General features: G+C 41.8%; 22 protein-coding genes, 4 pseudogenes and 1 CRISPR repeat array. Of the genes and pseudogenes, 15 read left to right on the top strand and 11 right to left on the bottom strand.

The features are described 5' to 3' along the window. The first annotated feature begins 57 nt into the window (after positions 1-57). The 6 genes from RRG12_RS03315 (at position 58) to cas2 (ending at position 4,181) form a co-directional block, all read left to right on the top strand. Positions 58-678 carry a 2OG-Fe(II) oxygenase gene (locus tag RRG12_RS03315; protein WP_322713630.1) on the top strand — a complete coding sequence of 207 codons (621 nt, stop codon included), beginning with the start codon at positions 58-60 and terminating at the stop codon, positions 676-678. Then, positions 668-1,549: a CRISPR-associated endoribonuclease Cas6 gene (gene cas6, locus RRG12_RS03320; RefSeq protein WP_420758344.1), complete on the top strand. Its 882-nt coding sequence runs from the start codon at positions 668-670 to the stop codon at positions 1,547-1,549. Before RRG12_RS03315 ends, cas6 begins: the two co-directional genes overlap by 11 nt. 122 nt (positions 1,550-1,671) lie before the next feature. After that, positions 1,672-2,037 (top strand): four helix bundle protein, encoded by a 366-nt coding sequence (locus RRG12_RS03325; RefSeq protein ID WP_420758345.1) that lies wholly within the window; start codon positions 1,672-1,674, stop codon positions 2,035-2,037. 8 nt (positions 2,038-2,045) lie between these two features. Then, positions 2,046-2,675 carry a CRISPR-associated protein Cas4 gene (gene cas4, locus RRG12_RS03330; RefSeq protein WP_420758346.1) on the top strand — a complete coding sequence of 210 codons (630 nt, stop codon included), beginning with the start codon at positions 2,046-2,048 and terminating at the stop codon, positions 2,673-2,675. A gap of 167 nt (positions 2,676-2,842) precedes the next feature. Next, positions 2,843-3,847 (top strand): type I-D CRISPR-associated endonuclease Cas1d, encoded by a 1,005-nt coding sequence (cas1d, locus tag RRG12_RS03335; protein WP_420758347.1) that lies wholly within the window; start codon positions 2,843-2,845, stop codon positions 3,845-3,847. A 46-nt stretch (positions 3,848-3,893) separates the two neighbouring features. Continuing rightward, positions 3,894-4,181, top strand: a complete 288-nt coding sequence (gene cas2, locus RRG12_RS03340; protein ID WP_069070563.1) for a CRISPR-associated endonuclease Cas2 — start codon at positions 3,894-3,896, stop codon at positions 4,179-4,181. Between the two features lie 268 nt (positions 4,182-4,449). Further along, a CRISPR array of direct repeats spans positions 4,450-5,429; the repeat unit is 37 nt; unit sequence ATTGCAATTAATCAAAATCCCTATTAGGGATTGAAAC. Positions 5,430-5,602: 173 nt separating this feature from the next. On the opposite strand, the gene RRG12_RS03345 is transcribed toward cas2, so the two are convergent. The 4 genes from RRG12_RS03345 to RRG12_RS03360 all read right to left on the bottom strand — a co-directional run bounded on the left by RRG12_RS03345 (position 5,603) and on the right by RRG12_RS03360 (position 7,814). Further along, complete coding sequence (locus RRG12_RS03345; RefSeq protein ID WP_420758348.1) at positions 5,603-6,121, bottom strand: hypothetical protein; 519 nt, start codon at positions 6,119-6,121, stop codon at positions 5,603-5,605. A gap of 13 nt (positions 6,122-6,134) precedes the next feature. Further along, on the bottom strand, positions 6,135-6,590 hold the full coding sequence (locus tag RRG12_RS03350) for a cupin domain-containing protein (RefSeq protein ID WP_218107950.1): 456 nt from the start codon (positions 6,588-6,590) through the stop codon (positions 6,135-6,137). A 13-nt stretch (positions 6,591-6,603) separates the two neighbouring features. Next, positions 6,604-7,020 (bottom strand): RidA family protein, encoded by a 417-nt coding sequence (locus tag RRG12_RS03355; protein ID WP_420758349.1) that lies wholly within the window; start codon positions 7,018-7,020, stop codon positions 6,604-6,606. Positions 7,021-7,091: 71 nt separating this feature from the next. Continuing rightward, positions 7,092-7,814 (bottom strand): SDR family NAD(P)-dependent oxidoreductase, encoded by a 723-nt coding sequence (locus RRG12_RS03360; RefSeq protein WP_420758350.1) that lies wholly within the window; start codon positions 7,812-7,814, stop codon positions 7,092-7,094. 128 nt (positions 7,815-7,942) lie between these two features. Between RRG12_RS03360 and RRG12_RS03365 the strand changes: the two genes are divergently transcribed. From RRG12_RS03365 to RRG12_RS03380, 4 genes and pseudogenes are all read left to right on the top strand, one after another. Beyond that, positions 7,943-8,452, top strand: coding sequence for a helix-turn-helix domain-containing protein (locus RRG12_RS03365; RefSeq protein WP_420758351.1), 510 nt, complete (start codon positions 7,943-7,945; stop codon positions 8,450-8,452). After that, positions 8,437-9,003, top strand: a complete 567-nt coding sequence (locus RRG12_RS03370) for an IS630 family transposase (RefSeq protein ID WP_420758396.1) — start codon at positions 8,437-8,439, stop codon at positions 9,001-9,003. The genes RRG12_RS03365 and RRG12_RS03370 overlap by 16 nt, the downstream gene beginning before the upstream one ends. A 48-nt stretch (positions 9,004-9,051) precedes the next feature. After that, a complete protein-coding gene (locus RRG12_RS03375) occupies positions 9,052-9,693 on the top strand; it encodes a helix-turn-helix transcriptional regulator (protein ID WP_420758352.1) in 642 nt (213 codons plus the stop codon). 194 nt (positions 9,694-9,887) lie between these two features. Then, positions 9,888-10,143, top strand: a pseudogene (locus tag RRG12_RS03380) (hypothetical protein). 24 nt (positions 10,144-10,167) lie between these two features. Here RRG12_RS03380 and RRG12_RS03385 read toward each other — a convergent pair. From RRG12_RS03385 to RRG12_RS03395, 3 genes are all read right to left on the bottom strand, one after another. After that, on the bottom strand, positions 10,168-11,094 hold the full coding sequence (locus tag RRG12_RS03385) for a macrolide 2'-phosphotransferase (RefSeq protein WP_420758353.1): 927 nt from the start codon (positions 11,092-11,094) through the stop codon (positions 10,168-10,170). Between the two features lie 422 nt (positions 11,095-11,516). Further along, positions 11,517-11,900, bottom strand: coding sequence for a hypothetical protein (locus RRG12_RS03390; RefSeq protein WP_069070556.1), 384 nt, complete (start codon positions 11,898-11,900; stop codon positions 11,517-11,519). A 379-nt stretch (positions 11,901-12,279) separates the two neighbouring features. Beyond that, positions 12,280-12,786, bottom strand: a complete 507-nt coding sequence (locus RRG12_RS03395; RefSeq protein ID WP_420758354.1) for a DUF1993 domain-containing protein — start codon at positions 12,784-12,786, stop codon at positions 12,280-12,282. 88 nt (positions 12,787-12,874) lie between these two features. Here RRG12_RS03395 and RRG12_RS03400 point away from each other — a divergent pair, with 88 nt between their 5' ends. Together RRG12_RS03400 and RRG12_RS03405 are read left to right on the top strand one after the other, a co-directional pair. After that, entirely contained in the window at positions 12,875-13,039 is a 165-nt protein-coding gene (locus tag RRG12_RS03400; RefSeq protein ID WP_176727011.1) for a hypothetical protein, read from the top strand. A 231-nt stretch (positions 13,040-13,270) separates the two neighbouring features. Next, positions 13,271-13,447, top strand: a complete 177-nt coding sequence (locus tag RRG12_RS03405; RefSeq protein WP_420758355.1) for a PEP-CTERM sorting domain-containing protein — start codon at positions 13,271-13,273, stop codon at positions 13,445-13,447. A 76-nt stretch (positions 13,448-13,523) separates the two neighbouring features. On the opposite strand, the gene RRG12_RS03410 is transcribed toward RRG12_RS03405, so the two are convergent. Next, positions 13,524-13,805 carry a hypothetical protein gene (locus tag RRG12_RS03410; RefSeq protein ID WP_069070553.1) on the bottom strand — a complete coding sequence of 94 codons (282 nt, stop codon included), beginning with the start codon at positions 13,803-13,805 and terminating at the stop codon, positions 13,524-13,526. Between the two features lie 45 nt (positions 13,806-13,850). Between RRG12_RS03410 and RRG12_RS03415 the strand changes: the two are divergent. Further along, a pseudogene (locus tag RRG12_RS03415) lies at positions 13,851-13,943 on the top strand (Uma2 family endonuclease); the annotation flags it as partial. A 1-nt stretch (position 13,944) separates the two neighbouring features. Next, a pseudogene (locus tag RRG12_RS03420) lies at positions 13,945-14,166 on the top strand (IS630 family transposase); the annotation flags it as partial. Positions 14,167-14,391: 225 nt separating this feature from the next. Here the strand turns inward: RRG12_RS03420 and RRG12_RS03425 are convergent. The 3 genes and pseudogenes from RRG12_RS03425 to psbA all read right to left on the bottom strand — a co-directional run bounded on the left by RRG12_RS03425 (position 14,392) and on the right by psbA (position 19,119). Then, positions 14,392-17,043, bottom strand: coding sequence for a lectin-like protein (locus tag RRG12_RS03425; protein ID WP_420758356.1), 2,652 nt, complete (start codon positions 17,041-17,043; stop codon positions 14,392-14,394). A 682-nt stretch (positions 17,044-17,725) separates the two neighbouring features. Then, positions 17,726-17,926, bottom strand: a pseudogene (locus RRG12_RS03430) (hypothetical protein); the annotation flags it as partial. A 110-nt stretch (positions 17,927-18,036) separates the two neighbouring features. Next, positions 18,037-19,119 carry a photosystem II q(b) protein gene (psbA, locus tag RRG12_RS03435; protein ID WP_420758357.1) on the bottom strand — a complete coding sequence of 361 codons (1,083 nt, stop codon included), beginning with the start codon at positions 19,117-19,119 and terminating at the stop codon, positions 18,037-18,039. Between the two features lie 162 nt (positions 19,120-19,281). On the opposite strand from psbA, the gene RRG12_RS03440 reads away from it, so the two are divergent. Beyond that, positions 19,282-22,851 carry an NB-ARC domain-containing protein gene (locus tag RRG12_RS03440; RefSeq protein ID WP_420758358.1) on the top strand — a complete coding sequence of 1,190 codons (3,570 nt, stop codon included), beginning with the start codon at positions 19,282-19,284 and terminating at the stop codon, positions 22,849-22,851. The last annotated feature ends 53 nt before the right edge of the window (positions 22,852-22,904 follow it).

Here is a 22,904-nt window from a genome sequence, read left to right on the forward strand (position 1 = left end):
CATGGTGCGAGAATTTGTAGAACATCGATTTATAAGTATATTTTTCTCACATCCCCAGTGAAACACTATCAACAACAAACCAACGCCTTCCCCAGCGACTACCTAAACAACTTGTGGGGAGAGATCCAAGCTTGTCCTTACTTTGCTATCAACAACCTCAACCGCGATTTTGTCGCCACTAAAGGATTTTCTGTAGTATTTCAACGTTCTGGATTGGCAAAAGTAGAACAGCAGTTTCCCTACTTCAAGCCTTACCTAGATTTAGCTCTCCAGCCAAGTTGTAATGCTTTTTACCTCAATCCTTTACAGCTAAAGGAAGGCTCCCGCGTCGATCCGCATATTGATCGCTCCTTACGTTCCTACTCCAAAACCATTGAACCGCCTGCGGTTGTCAGTGTTCTCTATGTGCGCGTACCTGCGGATATGGAAGGGGGAGAACTGGTATTGCGATCGCACAAACGCCAACTTGGGCAAATTAAGCCCCAATTCAATACTTTAGTTTATTTTCAAGGTGATTTAACCCATTCAGTTAACGCTGTCAAAACCCCAGGAAATCGTCTAAGTCTCGTTTGTGAACAGTATAGTTTGAGTGATGCTGAACTCCAGGAAATCCCTGAATTCACTGTAGAGTCAAGAAGCACTCAGTCTACAACCAAAAAGAGAAAGTATGCCTCATAGTTTAGTGTTGAATTTGCTACCTCAATCGCCTATTCCACCACAGTATCTTACAGGTAGACATCTCCACGCCCTATTTTTAACCCTTGTTAGTTCTGTAGATAGCACATTAGGCGATCGTTTGCACGATTCCACCGCAGACAAAGCTTTCACTCTTTCTCCCCTACAAATAAGGGGACAGGGGATAGGGGATAGGGGACAGGATTGGGGGAAATATAAATCTAAAATTTCTAATAGCAGTAGTTTGCAATACTCACATCAACAACCCATTCCCGCCGGAACTCCTTGTTGGTGGCGCATCTCTTTATTAGATGACACTTTATTTGGCAAACTTACCCAACTCTGGCTAAATCTTAATCCCAATCGCCCTTGGCATCTTGGCCCGGCTGACTTGTATATTACCAGCATTCAAGGCACACCCCAATCTATTCAACCTTGGGCAAATGCCACTACTTACGCTCAATTATACGAAGAAGCCAGTGAGCGCAATTCTTCCATCAACCTTAGCTTCTCCACACCTACCGCCTTCCGTCAAGGACAGTATGATACTACTCTTCCTACCAGAGAATCTGTTTTCAATTCCCTACTTTCGCGGTGGAATAAATACAGTGGCATAGAATTGAATCAGATTGCAATTGAGTCAATATTTCCTTCTTTTGTCAATATTCACACAGAAATAGTAGCCGACTCCCGCAGCAAATTTATCGGCATTATTGGCGAAGTTAATTACAAGATATTGGGAGAAATTGAACCAATACAAATTAAACAGATTAACGCTTTAGCTGACTTTGCTTTGTATGCAGGAATTGGTCGTAAAACAACAATGGGTATGGGAATGACACGTAGGTTACAGGGGACAGGGGATAGGGGATAGGGGACAGAGAACAGGGGACAGGGGATAGTGGATAAGTTATAAATAATGTATAAAACAGAACCAAACTTCATCAGTCATCTGTTACCTGTCACCTGTCCCCTATCACCTCTTTCCTATCACCTATGAAAATAGAGTCGCATCGAGATTTGATTGTTTGGCAAAAATCAATGGATATGGTAGTGCAGATATATCAATTAACTGCCAAATTTCCAGCAACAGAAACTTATCGATTGACTTCGCAAATCACTAGAGCAGCAGTATCAGTACCAGCAAATATAGCTGAGGGTCATGCACGAGGAACGAAAAAAGATTATGCAAACTTTTTAGCGATCGCTAAAGGCTCGTTAATGGAAACAGAAACTTTTTTAATGCTGACTGTAAGGTTGAATTATATACCTCAATCACAAGCAAACTCTACTTTATTTTTGATTACAGAAATCAGCAAAATGCTTACTACTCTTCGTAATCGACTAATCAATATGCAATGAGTAAAAATATGAAAAATTGTCTGTCCCCTGTAACCTCTCACCTATCCCCTTCATTAGAATATATTTCCATTGCGGCATTGAATCAATATGCCTATTGTCCGCATCGCTGTTGGCGGATGTTTTGTGCAGGGGAGTTTACTGATAATCAATACACAATTGAAGGCACAACTTTACACGATCGCGTCCACACCACAAGTGATATTCAGCGAGGAGAAACTTGGCAAGTTCGGGCAATTTGGCTGAAGTCGGAGCAATATAAACTCATCGGGAAATCTGATTTAATTGAAGCTGAATCTGGTCAAGTTTACCCAGTTGAATACAAACGAGGGCGTAAAGGCGAATGGGATAACGATGAGTTGCAAGTTTGCGCCCAAGCCTTATGTTTAGAAGAGATGACAGGACAAGCAGTTACTACTGGATATATCTATTATGCCAACTCTCATCAACGGCAATTAGTAGAGATTAATGCAGAGTTACGGCAAAGTGCGATTGCAACTATTCAATCTGTCACAAATCTCCTAGAAACAGGAACAAAGCCAAAAGCATTTTACAGCAAACGTTGCAAAGGATGCAGTCTTTATTCGCAATGTTTGCCCAAAGCCACTGATAAAGTCAAAAGTTATCAAGAAGTAAATTAAATCATACCCCAATACAGTTTTCAGATCAGCCCAAAACCATCATGTAGAGACGCGATTTATCGCGTCTTGAAAGACAAATTATCTACGCCAACAACCCTTGTTAACCGTATTTAATTATACCCGAATCTCTTTCCTCAAACCCAGATTATTATTAGGAAAAATCAAAAATGGGAACACTTTACGTAACACAAACCGATGCTTTTATCGGCAAAGTTGACGAACGTCTCACCGTCAAAGCTGAACAAAAAACAATCTTGGATATCCCTTTAATTAAAATAGAAGGAATTGTAGTACTAGGGCGGGCTACTATTTCTCCCGCCGTCGTCAGTGAACTTTTAGATCGTCATATTTGTTTAACATTTCTCACCGAAAACGGACGATATTTAGGGCGTTTAGAACCAGAAGCTACTAAAAATATCTTTGTTCGTAAAGCCCAATGGCAAGCTGTGGGAGAATCAGAACCAGCAATACATTTAGTTAGAGGATTTGTGCGGGGTAAATTGAAAAATTACCGCCATAGCTTACTTCGCACTCAGCGAGAACATCCTGATACTGACCTGAATAATAACATCACTCGATTAGAAAACGCGATCGCACCAATCGAAAAAACTAGCAGTATTGATTCCCTCAGAGGCTTAGAAGGTGCTGGGAGTGCAGCCTATTTTGGTTGCTTTCAACAGCTAATCAAAACCTCAGAATTTCGATTTGAAGCCAGACGCCGCCGCCCACCAACCGATCCGGTTAATGCTCTACTGAGTTTTGGGTATTCATTGCTACGTCATGATGTGCAAAGTGCTTTAAATATTGTTGGCTTTGATCCCTATCTAGGATACTTACACGTTGAACGTTATGGTAGACCTTCCCTAGCCTTGGACTTGATGGAAGAATTTCGTCCTTTAATAGTGGATGCTGTAGTGTTGTCGCTAATTAACAAGCGATCGCTAACCCTAACTGACTTTACCACCGAACCGCTCAGTGGTGCGGTAAATTTAACCAAAGAAGGACTGCATACATTTCTTCGCGCTTATCAACAAAAGAAACTATCGAGTTTCAAACATCCAGTTATGGGAACCAAATGCACCTACCAAGAATCCTTTGAAATTCAGGCGAGGTTATTAAGTAAATACCTAATGAACGAAATCGATAAATATCCTCCCCTAGTTCTCAAATAACTTGTAATTTCTCCCCATTCCCCATTCCCTATTCCCTACTCCCTTCATGTATATTGTTGTCAGCTACGACATTCCAGAAGATAAGCGTCGTACTAAAATCCATTCGATTCTCAAGTCTTATGGACAATGGATGCAACTGAGTGTGTTTGAGTGCGATATCACTCCCACTCAGTATGCTAAACTGCGATCGCGTTTAGCCAAATTGATTAAACCCGACACTGACAGCGTGCGCTTTTATTTTCTCTGTGGCTGTTGTCAGCGAAAAGTCGAACGTATTGGTGGAGAACAGCCACGGGACGAAACAATTTTCTTTGCTGAGTCCCCTTCTAGCTAGATTTCTGTATCTCAAATGCGCGGAAGGGTAGGTGTAAAAATTTCACAGCCATAAAAAAGTGCTTCTATCCCAACTCCAGTAAGGCTTTCAACCCATTATTCGCCTAATCCTCATCCGCGCAATCTCTGAAATGCTTATCAAAAAACAATTTCAGCCTTTAAATTTTCCTGACACTCTTCCCAAACGAATTCTCTAATGCTATGATTGCCCTTGAATCGCGCAACCGCACCTTGAAAACTAAATACAGCTTGGGTTTCAGGCTCCCGCCATTGCAATTAATCAAAATCCCTATTAGGGATTGAAACTCAAGCTTACATCTGGGTGCAATGCCCAGATACTCATTGCAATTGCAATTAATCAAAATCCCTATTAGGGATTGAAACGTCTTGATAGGGAAATTGATGTATTTAAATCTCAATTGCAATTAATCAAAATCCCTATTAGGGATTGAAACCCAAAAATTTGTAGTTGTCATAATCTTAATTCCTATTGCAATTAATCAAAATCCCTATTAGGGATTGAAACTCCCAATCTTGCTGGACATATTTATTACCATATGATTGCAATTAATCAAAATCCCTATTAGGGATTGAAACGGTACTCTCGCCGGTGGCATTGGAGGAGGAACATTGCAATTAATCAAAATCCCTATTAGGGATTGAAACTAATTACTGTCCTTGGCACGAAAAAAGGTACTTAGATTGCAATTAATCAAAATCCCTATTAGGGATTGAAACAAGTTGGACTGGTTAGCCAGCTATGACCCCCAGTATACACAATTGCAATTAATCAAAATCCCTATTAGGGATTGAAACATTCCAGATTTATCGCTGCTAGCAGTTGCTTTATTGCAATTAATCAAAATCCCTATTAGGGATTGAAACATCCTCAAATATAGATGTAAGTGAATGATACGCTTATTGCAATTAATCAAAATCCCTATTAGGGATTGAAACAGCCATGTTGGCTAAGGAATCGAAATTAATATCGGAATTGCAATTAATCAAAATCCCTATTAGGGATTGAAACTACAACTTCAACTAGATGATCTTCAGGTAATAAGCATTGCAATTAATCAAAATCCCTATTAGGGATTGAAACTCTTTGCACTTGCCTTCCAGAATTACTACTCTATCGCATTGCAATTAATCAAAATCCCTATTAGGGATTGAAACTCATTTTTGAGACTGGTAACACCGCATAAATTTCTTATTGCAATTAATCAAAATCCCTATTAGGGATTGAAACAGAAACTCAAGATCAAAGATTGAAGCACCTGAAATGCCCAATGTGTAGATTGAACATCATCTAATTGATTTACTGAAGTCACTTGTCCTTGTAGCATTGCGCCCGATTCTTGGGGAATACTTTCAGGAATTAGCTGGGTAATTGAAGTTGGAGTAAGAGGAGAAAGTTTTTCCTCAACAGTCTCGACTAAGGTAGGAGTTGCATGATTTAGGATGAGGAAGCTCAAAAGACTCAAACAACCCATTATATGAAAATCTGCAAACCAATAATTTTGCATACTTCAGCAGTAGGACAAGCTCGACATCAGTGGCAGTCGTCAGATCGAAGGTATGACTTGCAAACGTCCTCGCCTCAAAACTGAGAGTAATAAATTCGTACTCGGTGTTCCAATAAGCCGAATTTAGGACATCAGCTGGCACAACCGTCACATCGCCATACCCAAATTGCCGCTTTTGAAAGCGATGTTCGATCATCTCTTCAACCATTGGCGGCGATGGACTGCGATCGTGAATGATAATGCGATGTTGCCTGGAATAATTCTCTGCCAACTGATGCGGTGGATGGCGATGATATTGCAGTTGAATGCCGTCCCATCCTGCTTTGTCACTGGAGACTAATGGTGCTTCTGGGTAAAGCTTCAGCACATCATCCTGCTGAACAAAATCAACAACTAAGATATCTGAAGTTACCATTGCTTGGCTCCTTCTATGGAACTGGATACTGATCAAATTGCTGCATCAGATCCAGTAGCTCAGTTTGGCTGGGTTGCCGCCCGTTTTCGGTCAACCGGGCTAACCCCTCAAAGTACTGCTCCCGTGAGTCGGCAGGACAAAAGAGGATCAGTAGAGTCGATCTCACTGTTCCAGGATTAGAGAACCCATGCGGCGTATTTTCTGGCACGAGCATCATTGCGCCCGGTGCAGCCATAATTGTTTGCCGATCCAACAGCAACTCCACTTCTCCCTCCACCACATAAAATATCTCGGTTAATTGCTTGTGGATGTGTGGACTGGCTCCTTTCGTTCCTGGTTCCATAACAAATTCAAACAAGCCAAAGTGTCCATTTGTGTTCTCCCCAGTCACTTTGAATGTGCAGGTACTGGTGCCGAGTTTAACAGATTTTCCTTCACCGGGTTGCAGAATAATCGGTAACGACATCATAAGCTCCTCTGGATTAAGAATTGGGAATTGCAGCAACCGCGTCTATCTCAAACAATAGCCCCTCGACTGCTAATCTCGGTACAGGAATCAAAGTACTGGTGGGTTTGCGATCGCCCGACCACACCTGATTCCGTGTGGCTGAGATCAATTGCTGTTTTTCGGCATCGTGATCAACTGAGAGGACTGTAATTTTCACAACTTCCTCTGGGGTTGCCCCAACTGCTGCTAATGCTGCACGAAGGTTAGCAAATGCCTGTTTCAACTGAGCTGCAAAGTCAGCCGCAACCAGATTGCCCGTCTCATCCATGCCCAATTGACCTGCGATATAGACAAGAGTTGTGTTAGCGGGAACCGTTACAACATGGGTGAAACCGTAATGAGATGGATCGAAGAATCCAGGGGGATTGAGGTGCTGAATTTGTTGAACCATGATTTGACTCCTAAATCAATTTTGTTGAAAGTTGCTAGTGCAGGAGATTAACTGAGTGGAGACACAATTGCTCAGGCATAGCGATCGGACATCGCCGGAATATCAATCTCTTTCACACAGGAAACGCGCGATAGTTGGCGTAAACAGCGCAGTAAGAGAACCAAATCCTGCATTGGAATTTGCCTGCTGTCGTAGGTTTGGATTGCTGCCTCTGCCCCAGCTTCATAGGCGATTTCTGCCGCAATACTACCTGGGTTGAGCGAAGTCACTGGAATACGATGCTCTCGTAAACATTCTCGCAGGGCATGAACCACACCCCGCAGACCAAATTTAGATGCGGTATTCGCAACTTCCGGTGCGCCAGAGTTATCTAAGCCCGAAAGCGAACTCATATAGACAACACGGGGATTGCTTGAACGCTTGAGATTTGGCAACAACCGATGAGTACAGAGAATAGCAGCCAGCAGATTCACTTGGATAATTTGTTCCATCTCTTCTAAAGTGGATTGTTCAAAGGAATAGGTTGGCTCAAACGCATTCTCCTCCCAAATCCCGGCGTTGTAGAACAGGAAGTCAACCGCGCGATCGCCAATTGCCTCAGCCACCTTGACCGCAGCAGTTTGAGGAACCGACAAGTCTGCCCAAATCCAAACTCTAGACACTTGATCGCCGCGATCAAGGCTAGCAGGGCGAGTTCTGGAAATGAGAAACACAGTATCGCCTGCATCTGGCAACCCAACGCTGAAGCCTAAGCCAACGCCGCGACTAGCTCCAAAGATCACAATATTTGCCATTACTGCACCAACTTGAGAAGTTGCGACTTTATAAAGAAAAACCTTTAGTAAGAATCATAAGTGCTTATACCAATTTTATATGAAGCTGCATATAGTGGAGAAAACAAACTTGATAAATTAAAATAACCATGAGCCGCCCTTTTAAGATTGAAATCGCAGAGAGCGAAGAAGAACTTAAAAAACGTCTACAAACAGCGAATTTAGGAAACCAGAAAGAAAAGCTTATTATGCTGTGGTGGATAAAAAGCGGGCAGGTTAAGGAGCAGCAAGAAATCGGAAAACGCTTGGCAAAAGATACTTCAACGGTCACGAGATGGTTGCAGAAGTACAGAACTGATGGGATATCAGGCTTATTAGAAATCAAAAAGGCACCAGGAGCAAAACGGAAAATCGATGATCCTGCGATCGCAGCACTTGAGGAGGAGTTAAAAACAGGAAAAGGCTTTAGTAGCTATGGTGCAATAGTTGAGTGGTTAAAAAAAGAACACGGACAAGATATAGAGTATGCAACGGTTTATGCGTGGGTTCGATATCGATTAGGGGCAAAACTAAAAGTGCCTCGCCCTCAAAGCCATAACCAAGACGAGAAATTGGTATCTGAATTTAAAAAAAACTCGGAATCATTCTTAATTGTCTAGAAAAACATTTAGCACCCGGCAAGTGTGTTCGCTACCTGTGCCAGGATGAAACTAGGGTTGGACTCAAAACTCTTACAGGAAAAGTGATTACAGCTTCTGGAGTCAAGCCCACTGTTAAGGTGATATGGCCAAGAGATAACTTTTGGATTTATGGTGCAATTGAACCATTGACTGGAGATCATTTTCTCTATGAGTACCCAAAACTCAATGGTGAGTGTTTTCAACAGTTCTTAGACTGGCTATCTGTGCAATTAGGCTCGGATTATGCAATTTTACAGATTGATCAAGCGCCTGCTCATACCAGTTCAAAGATCCGTTGGCCGGAGAATATTATTCCTCTGTTTCAACCATCATCATCCCCTGAACTCAATCCCATTGAGAGACTTTGGCAATTCCTGAAAAAACCTCTCAAAAATCACCTTTTCTCTTCTTTACACGCTTTACGCGATCGCATCCAAGAATTATTCGACCAACTTACTTTTGAGCAGGTGATTTCTGCCTCTTCTTATAATTTTATCCTAGAAGCTCTTTTCTATGCAGCTTCATATTAAATTGGTATTAACTTGACTTTGTAAAGCTTTTTCTTTAATTTGTTAAGTATGAAAGCAGAATCAACTAGCGTTCGGACTCGACGGGCGATCGTCCAATATCTCAAACAAGAAGGAGCGTTAGATGCGGAAACGCTCGCCTCCCATTTGAACATCACCGCAATGGCAGTGCGGCAGCATATCTACGCTTTGCAAAAAGAAGGATTGGTGACGTACCAGGAACAAGCACGTCCGATGGGACGGCCTGCCAAGTTATGGGAGTTAACGCCTGCTGCTGATCGTTTCTTCCCTGATCGCTACGCTGAGTTAACGTTAGGTCTGATTAACTCAATGAAACAGGCATTTGGTGAACAGGGATTTGATCGGTTACTGGAAGTCAGAACTCGCGAACAAATTCAAGCGTATCGAGCGATCGTGCCGAGGCATGCTCCGCTTCAACAGCAACTAGAAGCGTTAGCAGTGCGGCGAACTGAGGAAGGCTACATGGCAGAGGTCACGGCTCAAGCTGACGGCACTTTTCTCCTCGCTGAAAAGCATTGCCCCATTTGTGCGGTGGCAACTGCTTGCACTGGGCTGTGTCGGATGGAGTTAGAAATCTTTCAAGCGGCTTTAGGTGACGATGTGAGCATTGAACGAATTGAACACATTTTGGCGGGTGATAGACGTTGTGTATATCTGGTTATCAGTACTTAGAGATTGTCAGGTAACAACCTTGCCTTTTTTGAGTTATAAATGCTTTCTCAGCAAGCTTTTTAGACAATAAATTGTAAAAGTTATTTCTTGACAGGCTCTTAAACAAAACTGAACAATAAAAAATTCAATTCTGACTCCTGACTCCTAAATTCTGAATTCTCTATTATTAAGAAGTAGAGCTATTTTTTTAGTCAATGCCCAGCAAAACAATTGATGTCCGAGAGTACACCGTCAGAGCGCACAAGCGGGAAATTCATACTCGCGTTTTTAACTTTGTGTGTAAGCAATGTGAACAACCCACACAAACAACGAGAAACCTTTGGTGTGCGACCGCTCTACTGTGAAACATGCCGTCCACCACAAGCACCCAAGCAATCGAAAATAGTCCCTATAGGCAAGAGGAAACCCAGAGCTATGAACTACAAGAGTGGGAAGGATATAGCTGGGTGATTTTTTGTTTTGAGGTAAGGGCGATTACCTAAAAATATTGTTAGTACTTACGCCAAGTGATTGTCTAGCCATCTGTTTATATTCATCCAAGTCTGACTTCAGCGCAAATTCCGCGATGGCTATGGGATAAGAAGCAGCCAGTTCAATCGCTTGTTCTGCCATCTTCGACCAAATACGTCCACCTGCCTCGGCGTATGCCAATATCAGCTTATTCAGAGCGTCTTCACCAAAAGTGCGGTAATGGGCGACAAAATCACGGGCTGGGTCAGTGACGGCAGCCTCAGTCCAGTCAATGAAGCCAGTTACTTGTACTTGGGCATCAATCAAAATATGCCCAGCGTGTAAATCACCATGAGTTAACACTGTTTCTTTCGTCCAAACCTCATCTTTTTGGAGCCAAGATTGCCAACGGTTCCACAACTCTTCACCAACACCAAACTCATCCTTCACTGCATCCATCTTCTGTTTCATCGCCGCACGTGCTTCTTCAGCGGTTTCAATGGGAAGACCAATTGCGCGTGCTTCCTCAATGCTAATTTGATGAAGAGAGGCAATCCCCTTAGCTAGCGATTTATGAAACTGATCAGGTGGATTTGCTGGATCAATTTCCCACACATAAGCTTTTGCTTCTGAGTCAATTGTGCCTGTTGGCACACCGTTTAATGCCCGGTAAGCAATGAGTTCATCTGTGCAAATAGTCCATTGTGGCACTTGCACATTGAGAAGAGGGGCAATCAGTTCCAGCGTGCGTTTTTCCTTATCCACCGACGGTAGAACATCCTCCCGCCGAGGAAGACGCAAAATCCAGCGTTCTCCATCAGTGTCCCTTGCTAACACAACTTGAAAATCAAGACCCGATTCATTAAATTGCAGTGAGTCTTCTTGGATAGTCAAATTATGCTTGTGGGCTAGTTCAAGCACTTCCTGCTTTGATTTTGTCTTTTTAATCATGTCTTCTTACCACTACGCATCAAGAATGCTGAATACTGCTGCATAATAACTATTTAATGCCAGATCAGAAAGGCTGACAGGATGGAGGCAATAGCCAATCAGTTAAACCTGATTAAAATCAAGATTGATGTTACATCTCCAATTTCAAAATATGGAGTTTTGCGTTTATCGCGTAGAGTATAACTTGATGGATGGGCTTCCCCCGGATTTCTCACCACACCTCTTAAAGCCTGCATTTGTGCCGGGGAGAAGTAATAAGTAATGAGTAAGAAGTAAGAAGTTTTTACTCATTACTTATTACTCATTACTCATTACTCATTACTCATTACTCATTACTTATCTTCTGCTCCATCAAACGCCTTGAGAAGAGTGAGAAATGCGGGGGAAGCCCATCCTACGGCGCTTGAGTGCAAACGACATTCTTATCTCGGTTTGCAGGTTGCGGTAAGTTCTATATTGTAGAAAGTCCCTGGTTTGGGATTAATTGAACGCAATTCTTGGATAAAAGCATTAAATCTTGTATTGCTGATCCCGAAGCCAGCTTCAGCACAAGCAGATAAACCTCCTTCGATGGGAATAGATCCGGACTTGGGGCTATATACAATGAATTTATCGACGGTACTAGTGCCGACTGCAAACCCGATAACCTGGCGAACTGTTCGCAAAGCGGCATTATCTAAGGAACCACCAATACTGCCAATACTGATATTAACCGCACGACTATTAACCGCAGGACTTTCAGCCACAACGGGTGTATTGATTGACAATACTGCCCCGACAATCATAAAACAGGTGAATTTCAACATTATCCTCTACTCCAAAAAATTGAAAAACTAATAATTAGGTTTCGACATGGATGAAGTACATTACAGATGCTAGCCATTTGGAGATTACTTCAGCATTACGTCTTTCCTTTTCTGAAGAATGTTAATTTCTTAAAAATTCTTTATCAAATCGCCTTTGCAGACCCTGGCTGTCTAATTGGTGAGGATGTTTGAAAAGCTCAAGATAGTTACAGTTCGCCATTCTGAGCGTCACAAAGTAAAAGGAAGAATCCTAGTTTTTCGTTGCTCTGGGTTGGCTACGTTACTTTTGATACAAAACATACTTTTCAAACGCCCTCAAAGAGAGTAGAGAATTTCATGCAATACCGAATAGCAATAATGACGTTAGATATGGCTCCGATTAAGGCTGACCAAGAAAGTCTCCTTTGCCAAGTTCTACACCGCAGTGCCTAAGAATGTCATACGCTGTTGTGACATGGAAATAAAGATTTGGTAAAACAAAATATAAGAGAAATGGCATTCCTTGAAAAGAGAGAGTGTTGTCACGCATCTGTAGGGTAATTTCTCTCTCTTCTGAACCGTCAATTTGCTCAGGTTTAAAAGTATTTAAATGAGAAATAGTTTTTTGAATGCGGTCAATAAGTTGACCAAATGTAGTTTCATTGTCCTCGAATTTAGGTGGTTCTATTCCTGCTAACCGTGCAGCACCTCTATTTACTATGTCAGAGGCAATCTGCACTTGTTTTGATAATGGAAACATATCTGGGGATAGACGACTATTAATCAACACAGAAGGGTCTATTTTTTTAGTTTCAGCATAAGCAGCACCTTTTTCAAGAATGTTTATAAGGTTATTTAGTGTGCGAATAGACACGGGTATTAAAGCTTGGTACATTGAAATGGTCATTGAGATTTCTCCAGAAAAAGTTCAAACGACTTTGAGCCGTCCCATCTAATATTAGGGGGTATTGACTGTGATATTGTGTCAAATGAATATGGAACCGAATTTAGTCACAGATCCAAAGATATTGAATGTTTTGAACGAACTTATCAATCCATTGCGGCGCATCGACAAGCAGTTGAGCAAATTTGTCCGGGCAAACATCCTCAAACTCCAGCATCACGCTGCAATGCTCATCACTCGTGAGGGTATTGAGTAATTCTTTAATAGAATTGCCTATTTTTGGGCTTGAGCGATTCTTCGAGAACACCGCAGGCATCGCAGAACTTTTTGGTGTAGTGAGTGTATCTTAAGTTGCCACGGATGTGATAGCATACCTTCAACAATTTTAGATAGCACTGGGTCGAATTGGAATTTAGTAGTTGATTTTGGCATTGCTTTTGATGCTCCAAGATATACCTTAGAAAAAACTTCAAGCTCTGAAATTAGCTTGACGGGTGAAGTCGGACGGGCAGGAACATACATCTATCAAGATTCTGCTGCCAATATTACCCTGAGTTCTTCATCTACATCAATACCTGAACCCACTTCCCTGCTAGGTCTATTGTTTGGAGTTGGTGCAATTGCTGCCTCTAAAAAAGCTGGAGAGACTAAATCTAAAGCATGAATTAACTCGACTCTTTACCAAAGCTTTATCGATCTACACCCCCACCAGGCAATCGCACATCACAGACGTACACCTACTATCCATTGTTAACCCAAACCTGCCACTGCCCCAGGTATGCGTTCCATATTGGTTCACTATCAGCTATCCCAATAGCCGAGCCGATTATGGAGACTAGCTGTTGGTAATCTCTCAAAATTAAATAAACTTGTTCAATTGACATAGAAACGGCGATCGCTGGGGCTGAGATTGGGGTACGCTGTGGGTTACAGGGTTTACACGAGGACTCAGCCTTCAAAGGGAGCATCATCGCTTCGTTAGCATAATAAAAAGGATAATTGAACAGTAAAAATAAATCCACTAACTTTTATGAGTCAAACACAATCGGAACTAAAGCTACTAACCTTCGATTATCCATAATGCTAGTTCGGTCAAACTAATAGTTGAAGTAGTGTCAACCAACTGGCAGGATGATTATTACGATAAGCTTCGTGACTATTACACCTAAACATGGTAGTTGGCTCAATATTGCTGAGAACGAACTATCGGCATTAACTCGACAATGTTTGGATAGACGAACTCCAGATCGTGAAACTTTAGAACGAGAAACATCTGCTTGGTACATTCAGCGCAATCGCAAGCAATTGTCGGTGGATTGGCAATTCTCAACCGCAGATGCTCGCATCCGCCTCAACCGTCTTTACCCACAAATAGAAAACTGACAGACCACTAGAGGTATCTTGGAATCGTAGAAAAATCGTTTGAGATTGTCTTTTTAGCAAACACAATTAAAGCTTTAATCTCGACTCTCAAGTTAGTTTTACCGTTCTAGGATAGAAGCATAATTTGCAATAGAAATTGATGAAATATAGACATTGCATAGTAAATGACCTCAATCCTATCCCTCTATTATGCAATGCCGTTTTTGCTCTCTCTAACAAACTAAACTAAGCTATGACAACAATATCAGCATTAGTCATGGCTAGTCCGGTACTGAGATTAGCTATTTGGACTTGTGCTGATCCGCCTAATCCATCTATGTCAAAGAATAGTTTGCCGTTAGTATTGTCATAGATAAATCGATGGCTAGCATTTATAGCAGCTGTTCCGATAATGAACCGTGCTGATGGCAGCGTACCTACAACCAAACCGCCTCCGAAACCAGATGCAGAAACAGTGATGAGATCATTAATAACGCTAAAATCAGTTATTGTGTCAATACCTTCATTGCGAAAATTAAAGCTAAAGCGGTCTCCACCACTACCGCCAGTTAGAATATCATTCCCTGTACCACCATTGAGAGTATCGTTGCCACTGTTACCAATTAGGCTATCGTTTCCAGCCTTACCAATCAGATTATCATTACCTGCTTTACCAATCAGGATGTCATTCCCTGCATTGCCATCGAGAGTATCATTTCCCTCGGTGCCGAAGAGGGAATCATTACCTGTGCTGCCAATTAAGTTAATGTTGTTGGCAATCTCAATAATGCCTCTGCGATTAGTACTTTGAACGTCATGATTCCAGCCAGAACTACCCAAATAAACAAAATCTCTAATTTGGTCAGTGCTGGGTAGCCCTGGTATCCAATTTTGATAAGCACTTTGCTCACCAATCCAGTTAAATGTTCCCTCTTTCCCGGCATCAGAAAAACCGATCCACGGATTTTGACTGGCATACTTACCAGATAGAAAAGTTTGTTCTGCTACATCATTAATAGTAACGAGATTACCACCAAAACTTTGAGCTTCTACTTGTGTTTGACCCCAACTGCCTACTTTTGATAATAGATAAGTTTTGCCACCAAAAGTAACTGCGTCGCTGGCTTCATAAATTGTGGCGATCGCCTGATTATCTCCTAAAATAGCATTGGTTGGTGAACTCAGATTGACAAAAAAGCTTTCTGCGCTAATTGTGTCAGCATCTTTGAGGATAGTAATACTAATTGTTTGTACATTCTGTCCAGGCGCAAAATTCAACGTACCACTAGTTGCTTGATAATCACTGTCAGCAAGCGCAGTATTATTAGACGTACTGTATTTCACAGTTGCACTATTACTAGTATTGCCATGACGACGGATAATAAAAACAGCTTCTTTCGTACCGCTACTAGATTCAATTATCCCTAAATCTTCAATTACCAAAATCGGGGTAGTGGGGCTCTTGATTTCAATAATACCTCTACGATTAGTACTTTGAACGTCATGATTCCAGCCAGAACTACCCAAATAAACGAAGTCTCTAATTTGGTCAATACTGGGCAGTCCTGGTATCCAGTTTTGATAGGTACTGGACTCACCAAACCAGTTAAATATTCCCTCTTTACCAGCGTCAGAAAGACCAATCCATGAATTTTGATTAGCAAATAAGCCAGCCAAGAAAGTTTGCTCTTTGGCATCGTTAATGGTGACGAGATTACCACCAAAACTTTGAGCTTCCACTTGGGCAGATCCCCAACTTCCCGCTTGTGATAACAGATAAACACTATCACCAAAAGTGTATATTTGCCTTCCAGTCAGATCGGGAATGGGAACAGAAACAGGGGTGGGAATCTCAATAATGCCTCTGCGATTAGTACTTTGAACGTCATGATTCCAGCCAGAACTACCCAAATAAACAAAATCTCTAATTTGGTCAGTGCTGGGTAGCCCTGGTATCCAATTTTGATAAGCACTTTGCTCACCAATCCAGTTAAATGTTCCCTCTTTTCCGGCATCAGAAAGACCAATCCACACATTTTGATTAGCAAATAAGCCAGCCAAAAAAGTTTGCTCTTTGGCATCGTTAATGGTGACGAGATTACCACTAAAACTTTGAGCTTCTACTTGTGCTTGACCCCAACTACCTGCTTTTGATAATAGATAAGTCTTGCCACCAAAAGTCACTACGTTACTAGCTTCATAAATTGTAGCGATCGCCTGATTATCTCCTAAGATGGCATTGGTTGGTGAATTCAGATTGACAAAAAATTGTTTACCACTGAGGGCTTCACCATCATTGCGGATGGTGACACTGATGAGTTTCTCTGTTTCTCCAGGATTAAAAGTGAGACTACCACTGGTGTTTAAGTAGTTGATGCCAGATAAGGCCGTATCAGGAGTGATACTGTAATTTACCTTTATGGACTGGCTACTGCTGCCGAAGACTTTGACTTTAAATTGAACTTGTTTGCTGCCAGTTGCAGGTTCAATTATCCCCAAATCTTCAGTTACCAAAATCGGGGTAGCGGGGTTCTTGATTTCAATAATACCTCTACGATTAGTACTTTGAACGTCATGATTCCAGCCAGAACTACTCAAATAAACGAAGTCTCTAATATTATCAGTTCTTGGTAGTCCCGGTATCCAGTTTTGATAAGCACTCTGTTCCCCAGCCCAAGTAAATACACCCTCTAATGCAGCATCAGAAAGACCAATCCACGGATTTCGATTAGCAAATAAGCCTGCCAAGAAAGTCTGTTCTTTGCTATCGTTAATGGTGACGAGATTACCACCAAAACTTTGAGCTTCCACTTGAGTAGATCCCCATGTACCCGGAGCAGATAGCAAATAAATGCTATTGGCAAATGTGAAGATTTGCCTTGTTGTTAAATCTGGCATATGACAATCTTAGATAAATTTCTTAGTACGCGGATACCAAATAGGGCAGGTAGAATAAGTTGTCCGCAGCTTTAAAAACTGCGAGCAAAAGCAACTTGCCTGCATTTAGAATTTTGTAAATAAAGCTTATATTCAGTGCAAATGCTTACTTAGCTTCTAAATTTAAGTAAAGTTATTATGTTTATGCACTGTAAAAATAATTATCTTGTGTGTCAACGTAAATACGTTGTTTCAGGCTTTTATCAATCTCCCTTGATTGGTTGTGATCCCCAAAATATCATTGAAAAATCTTGCTATAAGCCTTGAAAACTACACCTGCTATTTTGGATTTTCTGTCAATGCGTAAGTCCTAGCTATTATGTTTATGCAAAAGTTGTGTGAGTAATTTAGCAAAATAGCGTAGTTTATGTCTACTTAAGCATCGAAAATCTACTGAAAAGTTCACAATCTTACTATAGCAATCCGATTTGATTTCTGAATCACTCGTAGAGGTAAGGGACTGGGGATTGGGGACTGGGAAAGAGGAATAAAGGTATACTGAGTTTTGTTCAAAAATCAAATATGAGTCCTATAGAAAAAATACGTGTATATTGAAGTATTCGTAAAGTAAATAGCAATTTTGTCAGGAAAAGACCATATATTCAAATTTAATTAAGATTTTGAGTTTTTTGCTTGATTTTTGTATGTGTGTGACCACAGTTTCCCGTAGTGTTGCTAACATCTGACGTACAGAGTTAACCGGCTGTACTCCCTGAAATATTCCCCAAACAGCGTCAAAATGACCTCTAATGTCAATGCTGACCCCAGTTTCTAAACTTGGAGAAGCGATAACCAAATCATACTGGGTAAGAATTTCGTTCAAGTGAGCGATACAACCGAAAGCCGCTTTACCAGTGCCTTTGGCGGCCGCTTTCCCAGATAGAAAGACGTTAAAAAACCCGGCTTCAACAAAGTAAGCCGGGGTAAGCACTTATAAAAAATGACAGTTAAACGTTAGCCGTGGATAGCAGGGGCATTGAAAGCTACTGGTGCTGCTTCACCCGCAGCCAAATCTAGAGGGAAGTTGTGAGCATTACGCTCATGCATTACTTCCATACCCAAGTTGGCACGGTTAATCACATCTGCCCAAGTGTTAATTACGCGCCCTTGGGAGTCGATGACAGACTGGTTGAAGTTGAATCCGTTCAAGTTAAATGCCATCGTGCTGATACCCAAAGCAGTAAACCAGATACCAATCACAGGTAAAGCTGCTAAGACAAAGTGCAGCCATCGGGAGTTTTGGAAGCTGATATATTGCCAAAATAGCCGTCCCAAATAACCATGAGCCGCAACGATGTTGTAGGTTTCTTGTTCTTGACCGAACTTATAGCCGTAGTTTGCAGATTCGGTTTCGCTAGTTTCACGAACTAAGGTAGAAGTCACCAAAGAACCGTGCATCGCAGAAATTAAAGCACCACCAAACACACCAATCACACCTAACTGATGGAATGGATGCATTAGGATATTGTGTTCAGCTTGGAACACCAACATAAAGTTGAAGGTTCCAGAAATACCCAAAGGCATACCATCAGAGAAAGAGCCTTGACCAATGGGGTAAATTAAGAAGACAGCAGTCGCAGAAGCCAGGGGAGCGCTATAAGCTACACAGATCCAGGGACGCATTCCCAAGCGGTAGCTCAACTCCCATTGCCGTCCCATGTAGCAAGCGCAACCAATTAAGAAGTGGAAAATTACTAGCTGGTAGGGGCCACCGTTGTAAAGCCACTCATCTAAAGAAGCTGCTTCCCAAATGGGGTAGAAGTGTAAGCCGATCGCATTGGAAGAAGGAACAACCGCACCAGAGATAATATTGTTGCCATAAATCAAAGAACCAGCAACAGGCTCGCGGATACCATCGATATCTACGGGGGGTGCAGCAATAAAGGCGATGATGAAGCAAGTGGTAGCTGTTAGCAGGGTGGGAATCATCAGGACACCGAACCAACCGATGTATAGACGATTATCGGTGCTTGTGATCCACTCACAGAATCGCTCCCAGACATTGGCGCTAGAGCGTCTTTGTAAGGTAGTAGTCATAGTTTAGAATAATTTCAATGATTTTGTTGATGATTTAAAGTTGTTGTTCGTTAGGAATCAACAACTGATAGCATCTTAAAAAAGTTGCTAAATCTTTGCAGTAACTAATAGTTATTGAAAGTTACAAGTTGAAGTTAACTTTAGTAAGCAACCTCTGGGTAAATGACTGCCGAAGAAGCCTTAGCCATTGTTGAAATAATTCTGGGAAAAACACCTCTAAATGACTTGCAAGAAATTATTTTCCGACAGTCATGGGAACAGAAAACATATCCAGAGATTGCTGAAAAGTTTGATTATGATGCCGACTACATCAAAATTGTTGGCTTTCGACTCTGGAAAATGCTCTCTAAGGCGATGGGTGAGAAAGTTACTAAAGATAACCTCCGTTCGTCTTTGAGAAGATGGTGTTCTCGTCAGAACAATACTGGAGAAATCAAGCCTGATAATCCCATAAAAACTTATCAAGACTGGGGTGAAGCGCTCGACGTTTCGATTTTTTACGGACGTTTCCAAGAAATTGCCACCTTAGAGCAGTGGATTAATCAAGACCGTTGTCGGTTAGTGGCACTATTGGGGATTGGGGGAATTGGTAAAACTTCTTTATCTGTGAAGTTGAGTGAGAAACTTCAGGAAAACTTTGAGTATGTTATTTGGCGATCGCTCTATAACGCCCCTACCATTGAAGCGCTACTCACTAGCTTGATTCAAGTTCTCTCTCACCAACAGCAGGGAGATTTACCCGAATCTGTGAGCGATCGCATTTCTCGACTGCTTACCTATCTCCAAAAACATCGCTGTCTGCTAATTCTCGATAATGCAGAGACAATCTTAACCAGTAATGAGGGTCGAACAGGTCAATATCGCTCTGGTTACGAAGGGTATGGTGAGCTTTTTAAGCGAATTGGTGAGTTTCGCCACCAAAGCTGTTTGGTGCTGACGAGTCGAGAAAAGCCTAAAGAGGTGGCGGTAATTGAAGGCGAAAAGTTGCCTGTTAGAACTATGCAATTATCTGGTTTATTAATTGCTGATGGACAAGCAATTTTTAGCTGCAAAGGTAGCTTTATTGGTTCAATTGATGAATGGCAAACTCTAATTCAATCCTATGCAGGTAATCCACTGGCGCTGAAGATTGTAGCAACCACAATCCGGGATTTATTTGATAGTAATATTTCTAATTTTCTTGCTCAAGGTACTGTTGTATTCGGTGATATTCAAGATTTGCTCGAACAACAGTTTCAACGTTTATCAGCTTTAGAAAAATCAGTCATGTATTGGTTGGCAATCAACCGCGAACCTGTAAATTTTCCCGAAATACAGGCTGATTTATTATCCTTGATTGCGTCTTCTCAACTCCTAGAAGCATTGTCAGCTTTAGAAAGACGCAGCCTAATTGAAAAAGGTAGTGGTTTATTCACACTACAGCCTGTGTTGATGGAGTACATTACTAGTCGTTTGATTCAAGAGGTTTGTGTTGAAGTTGAAACTCAAAACATTTCTCTTCTCAAAAGCCATGCACTGATGAAAGCGACGGCGAAAGACTATATCAAAGAAATTCAACTTTACTTAATCCTCAACCCTGTAATTAAAAAGTTGCTTTCTTTGTTCGGAACTGCAAATCGGATTGAAGCTCAACTGATGACAATTCTGGGATCACTTCGTGGCAAAAAACCAATAGATGCCGGTTATGTGGGCGGAAACACGATTAATTTACTTCATCAGCTGCAAGTAGATTTAAGCGATCGCAACTTTTCTAGTTTGACGATTTGGCAAGCTGATTTAAAAGGTGTGAATTTACACCAAACCAATTTCGCCTACTCAGATTTAACTAAATCTACTTTTACGGCAAATCTCAGCTATACCTTTACACTAGCAGTTAGTCCAAATGGCAGTCTTCTGGCAATCGGGGATACCCTTGGTCAAATTTCCCTATGGCAAACAACAGATGGACAGCAATGCTTAACCTGGGAAGCACACACAGGTTGGGTGCGTTCTATTGTATTTAGTGCCGATGGACAAACCTTATTTAGTGGCAGTGATGACCAAACTGTTAAACAATGGGATCTCACAGGTCGATGCCTACAAGTATTCAGGATGCACACAGGCTTTGTTTGGTCTGTAGCCCAGGCTCGGCAAGAAAACTATTCAGTCCTTGCCAGTGGTGGTATGGATCAAACGGTTAAATTATGGGATATTCAGACAGGTGAATGTCTGAAAAGTCTTGAAGGACACACAGATTGGATCTGGGCGATCGCTCTGAGTAAAGATGGTAAAACTTTAGCAAGTGGTAGCGCCGACCATACTATCAAACTTTGGCATCTCAATACAGGTGAGTGCCAGAAAACCCTGCAAGCACACACGGGTATTGTGTGGTCTGTAGCATTTAATGCCGATGACAAAATGCTGGTAAGTGGTAGCGCTGATGGCACTGTGAGGATTTGGGATTTAGAAGCAATGCAGTGTTTGCAAACTCTCCAAGGTCATACAGCCCATGTCTGGTGTGTAGGTTGTAGTACTGATGGTCAAACTTTAGCTAGTGGCAGTGCTGATACAACAATTCGCTTGTGGGACATTTACACTGGAGAATGTGTGAAAACCTTGTCAGGGCACACCCACACAGTGCGATCGCTGACATTCACTCCAGATGGAAAAACCTTGATTGCCAGTGATGACAACCAAACTGTTAAGTTCTGGAATATTCATACAGGACAGTGTTTCCGAACTTTTCGCGGACATGGTAGTGGTGTGTGGGCATTAGCGACCTCTCCACTTGATGAAAATGACCGCAGCCAAGTCTTAGCCAGTGGTGAAGACCAAACAGTTAAACTATGGGATATTCAGACTGGTAAGTGTATCAAAACCTTTACTGGTCATACTAATTGGGTACGAACCGTAGCTTTTCATCCCCAAGGTAATACCATTGCCAGTGGCGGTGCAGATGAAACAGTGAGAATTTGGGACATAGAGACAGGAGAATGCCTGCAAGTCTTACGGGGTCATAGAAACTGGCTACTTTCAGTTACCTACAGTCCCGATGGACAAACCTTAGCCAGTAGTGGTAGTGACAAGCAGGTACGGATTTGGGATGTCAATACTGGGAAATGCCTGGGTGTGTTATGTAATCACACTAATATTGTCTCATCACTTGTTTATAGTCCTGATGGCAAGATGCTAATTAGTTGCTGTGCAGATTCCCTAATTAGAGCTTGGGATGTTGCTACAGGGGAATGCTTGAAAATTTTTCGTGGGCACACGAACGGCGTGTGGTCAGCTAAATTTAGTCCAGATGGGCAAACCTTGCACAGTACCAGTCAAGATACAACCATCAAAATTTGGGATTTCAAGACTTGCCAATGTCTAAGAACCTTGGAAGGACATACTCATGCTGTGATCAGTGCTGCCAGTCCTGATGGTTGTGTGCTGGCAAGCGGGGGAACCGACCAAACCGTGAGAATTTGGGATATGAAAACTGGGAAGTGCTTGAGAGTATTGATTGGACACACACGATGGATTTTTGCGATCGCATTTATCCATTCTCCGCTTAAAAGTCCAATTCTTGCTAGCAGCAGTGAAGACCAGACCATCCGCTTATGGAATGTCGAAACAGGTGAATGTCTGAAAATTCTCAGAACTCCTAGACCTTATGAAGGCATGAATATTACAGGGGTCGTTGGTTTGACGGAATCTGTGCGATCGTCACTTTTGGCACTAGGAGCTATAATAGAAGGTTTGTGAACTATAAATTTAAGTGGGATATAGACCCAAGAGGAAATAAAGGTAGTTTAAGC

Source organism: Nostoc sp. CALU 546 (assembly GCF_048836525.1).

What these genes read in the sequence shown, in the direction of transcription:
- cas1d (WP_420758347.1), top strand. Translation starts at nt 2,843, where the DNA reads ATGGGAACACTTTACGTAACACAAACCGATGCTTTTATCGGCAAAGTT.
- RRG12_RS03325 (WP_420758345.1), top strand. Translation starts at nt 1,672, where the DNA reads ATGAAAATAGAGTCGCATCGAGATTTGATTGTTTGGCAAAAATCAATG.
- RRG12_RS03350 (WP_218107950.1), bottom strand. Translation starts at nt 6,590, where the DNA reads ATGATGTCGTTACCGATTATTCTGCAACCCGGTGAAGGAAAATCTGTT.
- psbA (WP_420758357.1), bottom strand. Translation starts at nt 19,119, where the DNA reads ATGACTACTACCTTACAAAGACGCTCTAGCGCCAATGTCTGGGAGCGA.
- cas2 (WP_069070563.1), top strand. Translation starts at nt 3,894, where the DNA reads ATGTATATTGTTGTCAGCTACGACATTCCAGAAGATAAGCGTCGTACT.
- RRG12_RS03440 (WP_420758358.1), top strand. Translation starts at nt 19,282, where the DNA reads ATGACTGCCGAAGAAGCCTTAGCCATTGTTGAAATAATTCTGGGAAAA.
- cas6 (WP_420758344.1), top strand. Translation starts at nt 668, where the DNA reads ATGCCTCATAGTTTAGTGTTGAATTTGCTACCTCAATCGCCTATTCCA.
- RRG12_RS03390 (WP_069070556.1), bottom strand. Translation starts at nt 11,900, where the DNA reads ATGTTGAAATTCACCTGTTTTATGATTGTCGGGGCAGTATTGTCAATC.
- RRG12_RS03395 (WP_420758354.1), bottom strand. Translation starts at nt 12,786, where the DNA reads ATGACCATTTCAATGTACCAAGCTTTAATACCCGTGTCTATTCGCACA.
- RRG12_RS03345 (WP_420758348.1), bottom strand. Translation starts at nt 6,121, where the DNA reads ATGGTAACTTCAGATATCTTAGTTGTTGATTTTGTTCAGCAGGATGAT.
- RRG12_RS03375 (WP_420758352.1), top strand. Translation starts at nt 9,052, where the DNA reads ATGAAAGCAGAATCAACTAGCGTTCGGACTCGACGGGCGATCGTCCAA.
- cas4 (WP_420758346.1), top strand. Translation starts at nt 2,046, where the DNA reads ATGAAAAATTGTCTGTCCCCTGTAACCTCTCACCTATCCCCTTCATTA.
- RRG12_RS03400 (WP_176727011.1), top strand. Translation starts at nt 12,875, where the DNA reads ATGGAACCGAATTTAGTCACAGATCCAAAGATATTGAATGTTTTGAAC.
- RRG12_RS03365 (WP_420758351.1), top strand. Translation starts at nt 7,943, where the DNA reads ATGAGCCGCCCTTTTAAGATTGAAATCGCAGAGAGCGAAGAAGAACTT.
- RRG12_RS03425 (WP_420758356.1), bottom strand. Translation starts at nt 17,043, where the DNA reads ATGCCAGATTTAACAACAAGGCAAATCTTCACATTTGCCAATAGCATT.
- RRG12_RS03385 (WP_420758353.1), bottom strand. Translation starts at nt 11,094, where the DNA reads ATGATTAAAAAGACAAAATCAAAGCAGGAAGTGCTTGAACTAGCCCAC.
- RRG12_RS03355 (WP_420758349.1), bottom strand. Translation starts at nt 7,020, where the DNA reads ATGGTTCAACAAATTCAGCACCTCAATCCCCCTGGATTCTTCGATCCA.
- RRG12_RS03360 (WP_420758350.1), bottom strand. Translation starts at nt 7,814, where the DNA reads ATGGCAAATATTGTGATCTTTGGAGCTAGTCGCGGCGTTGGCTTAGGC.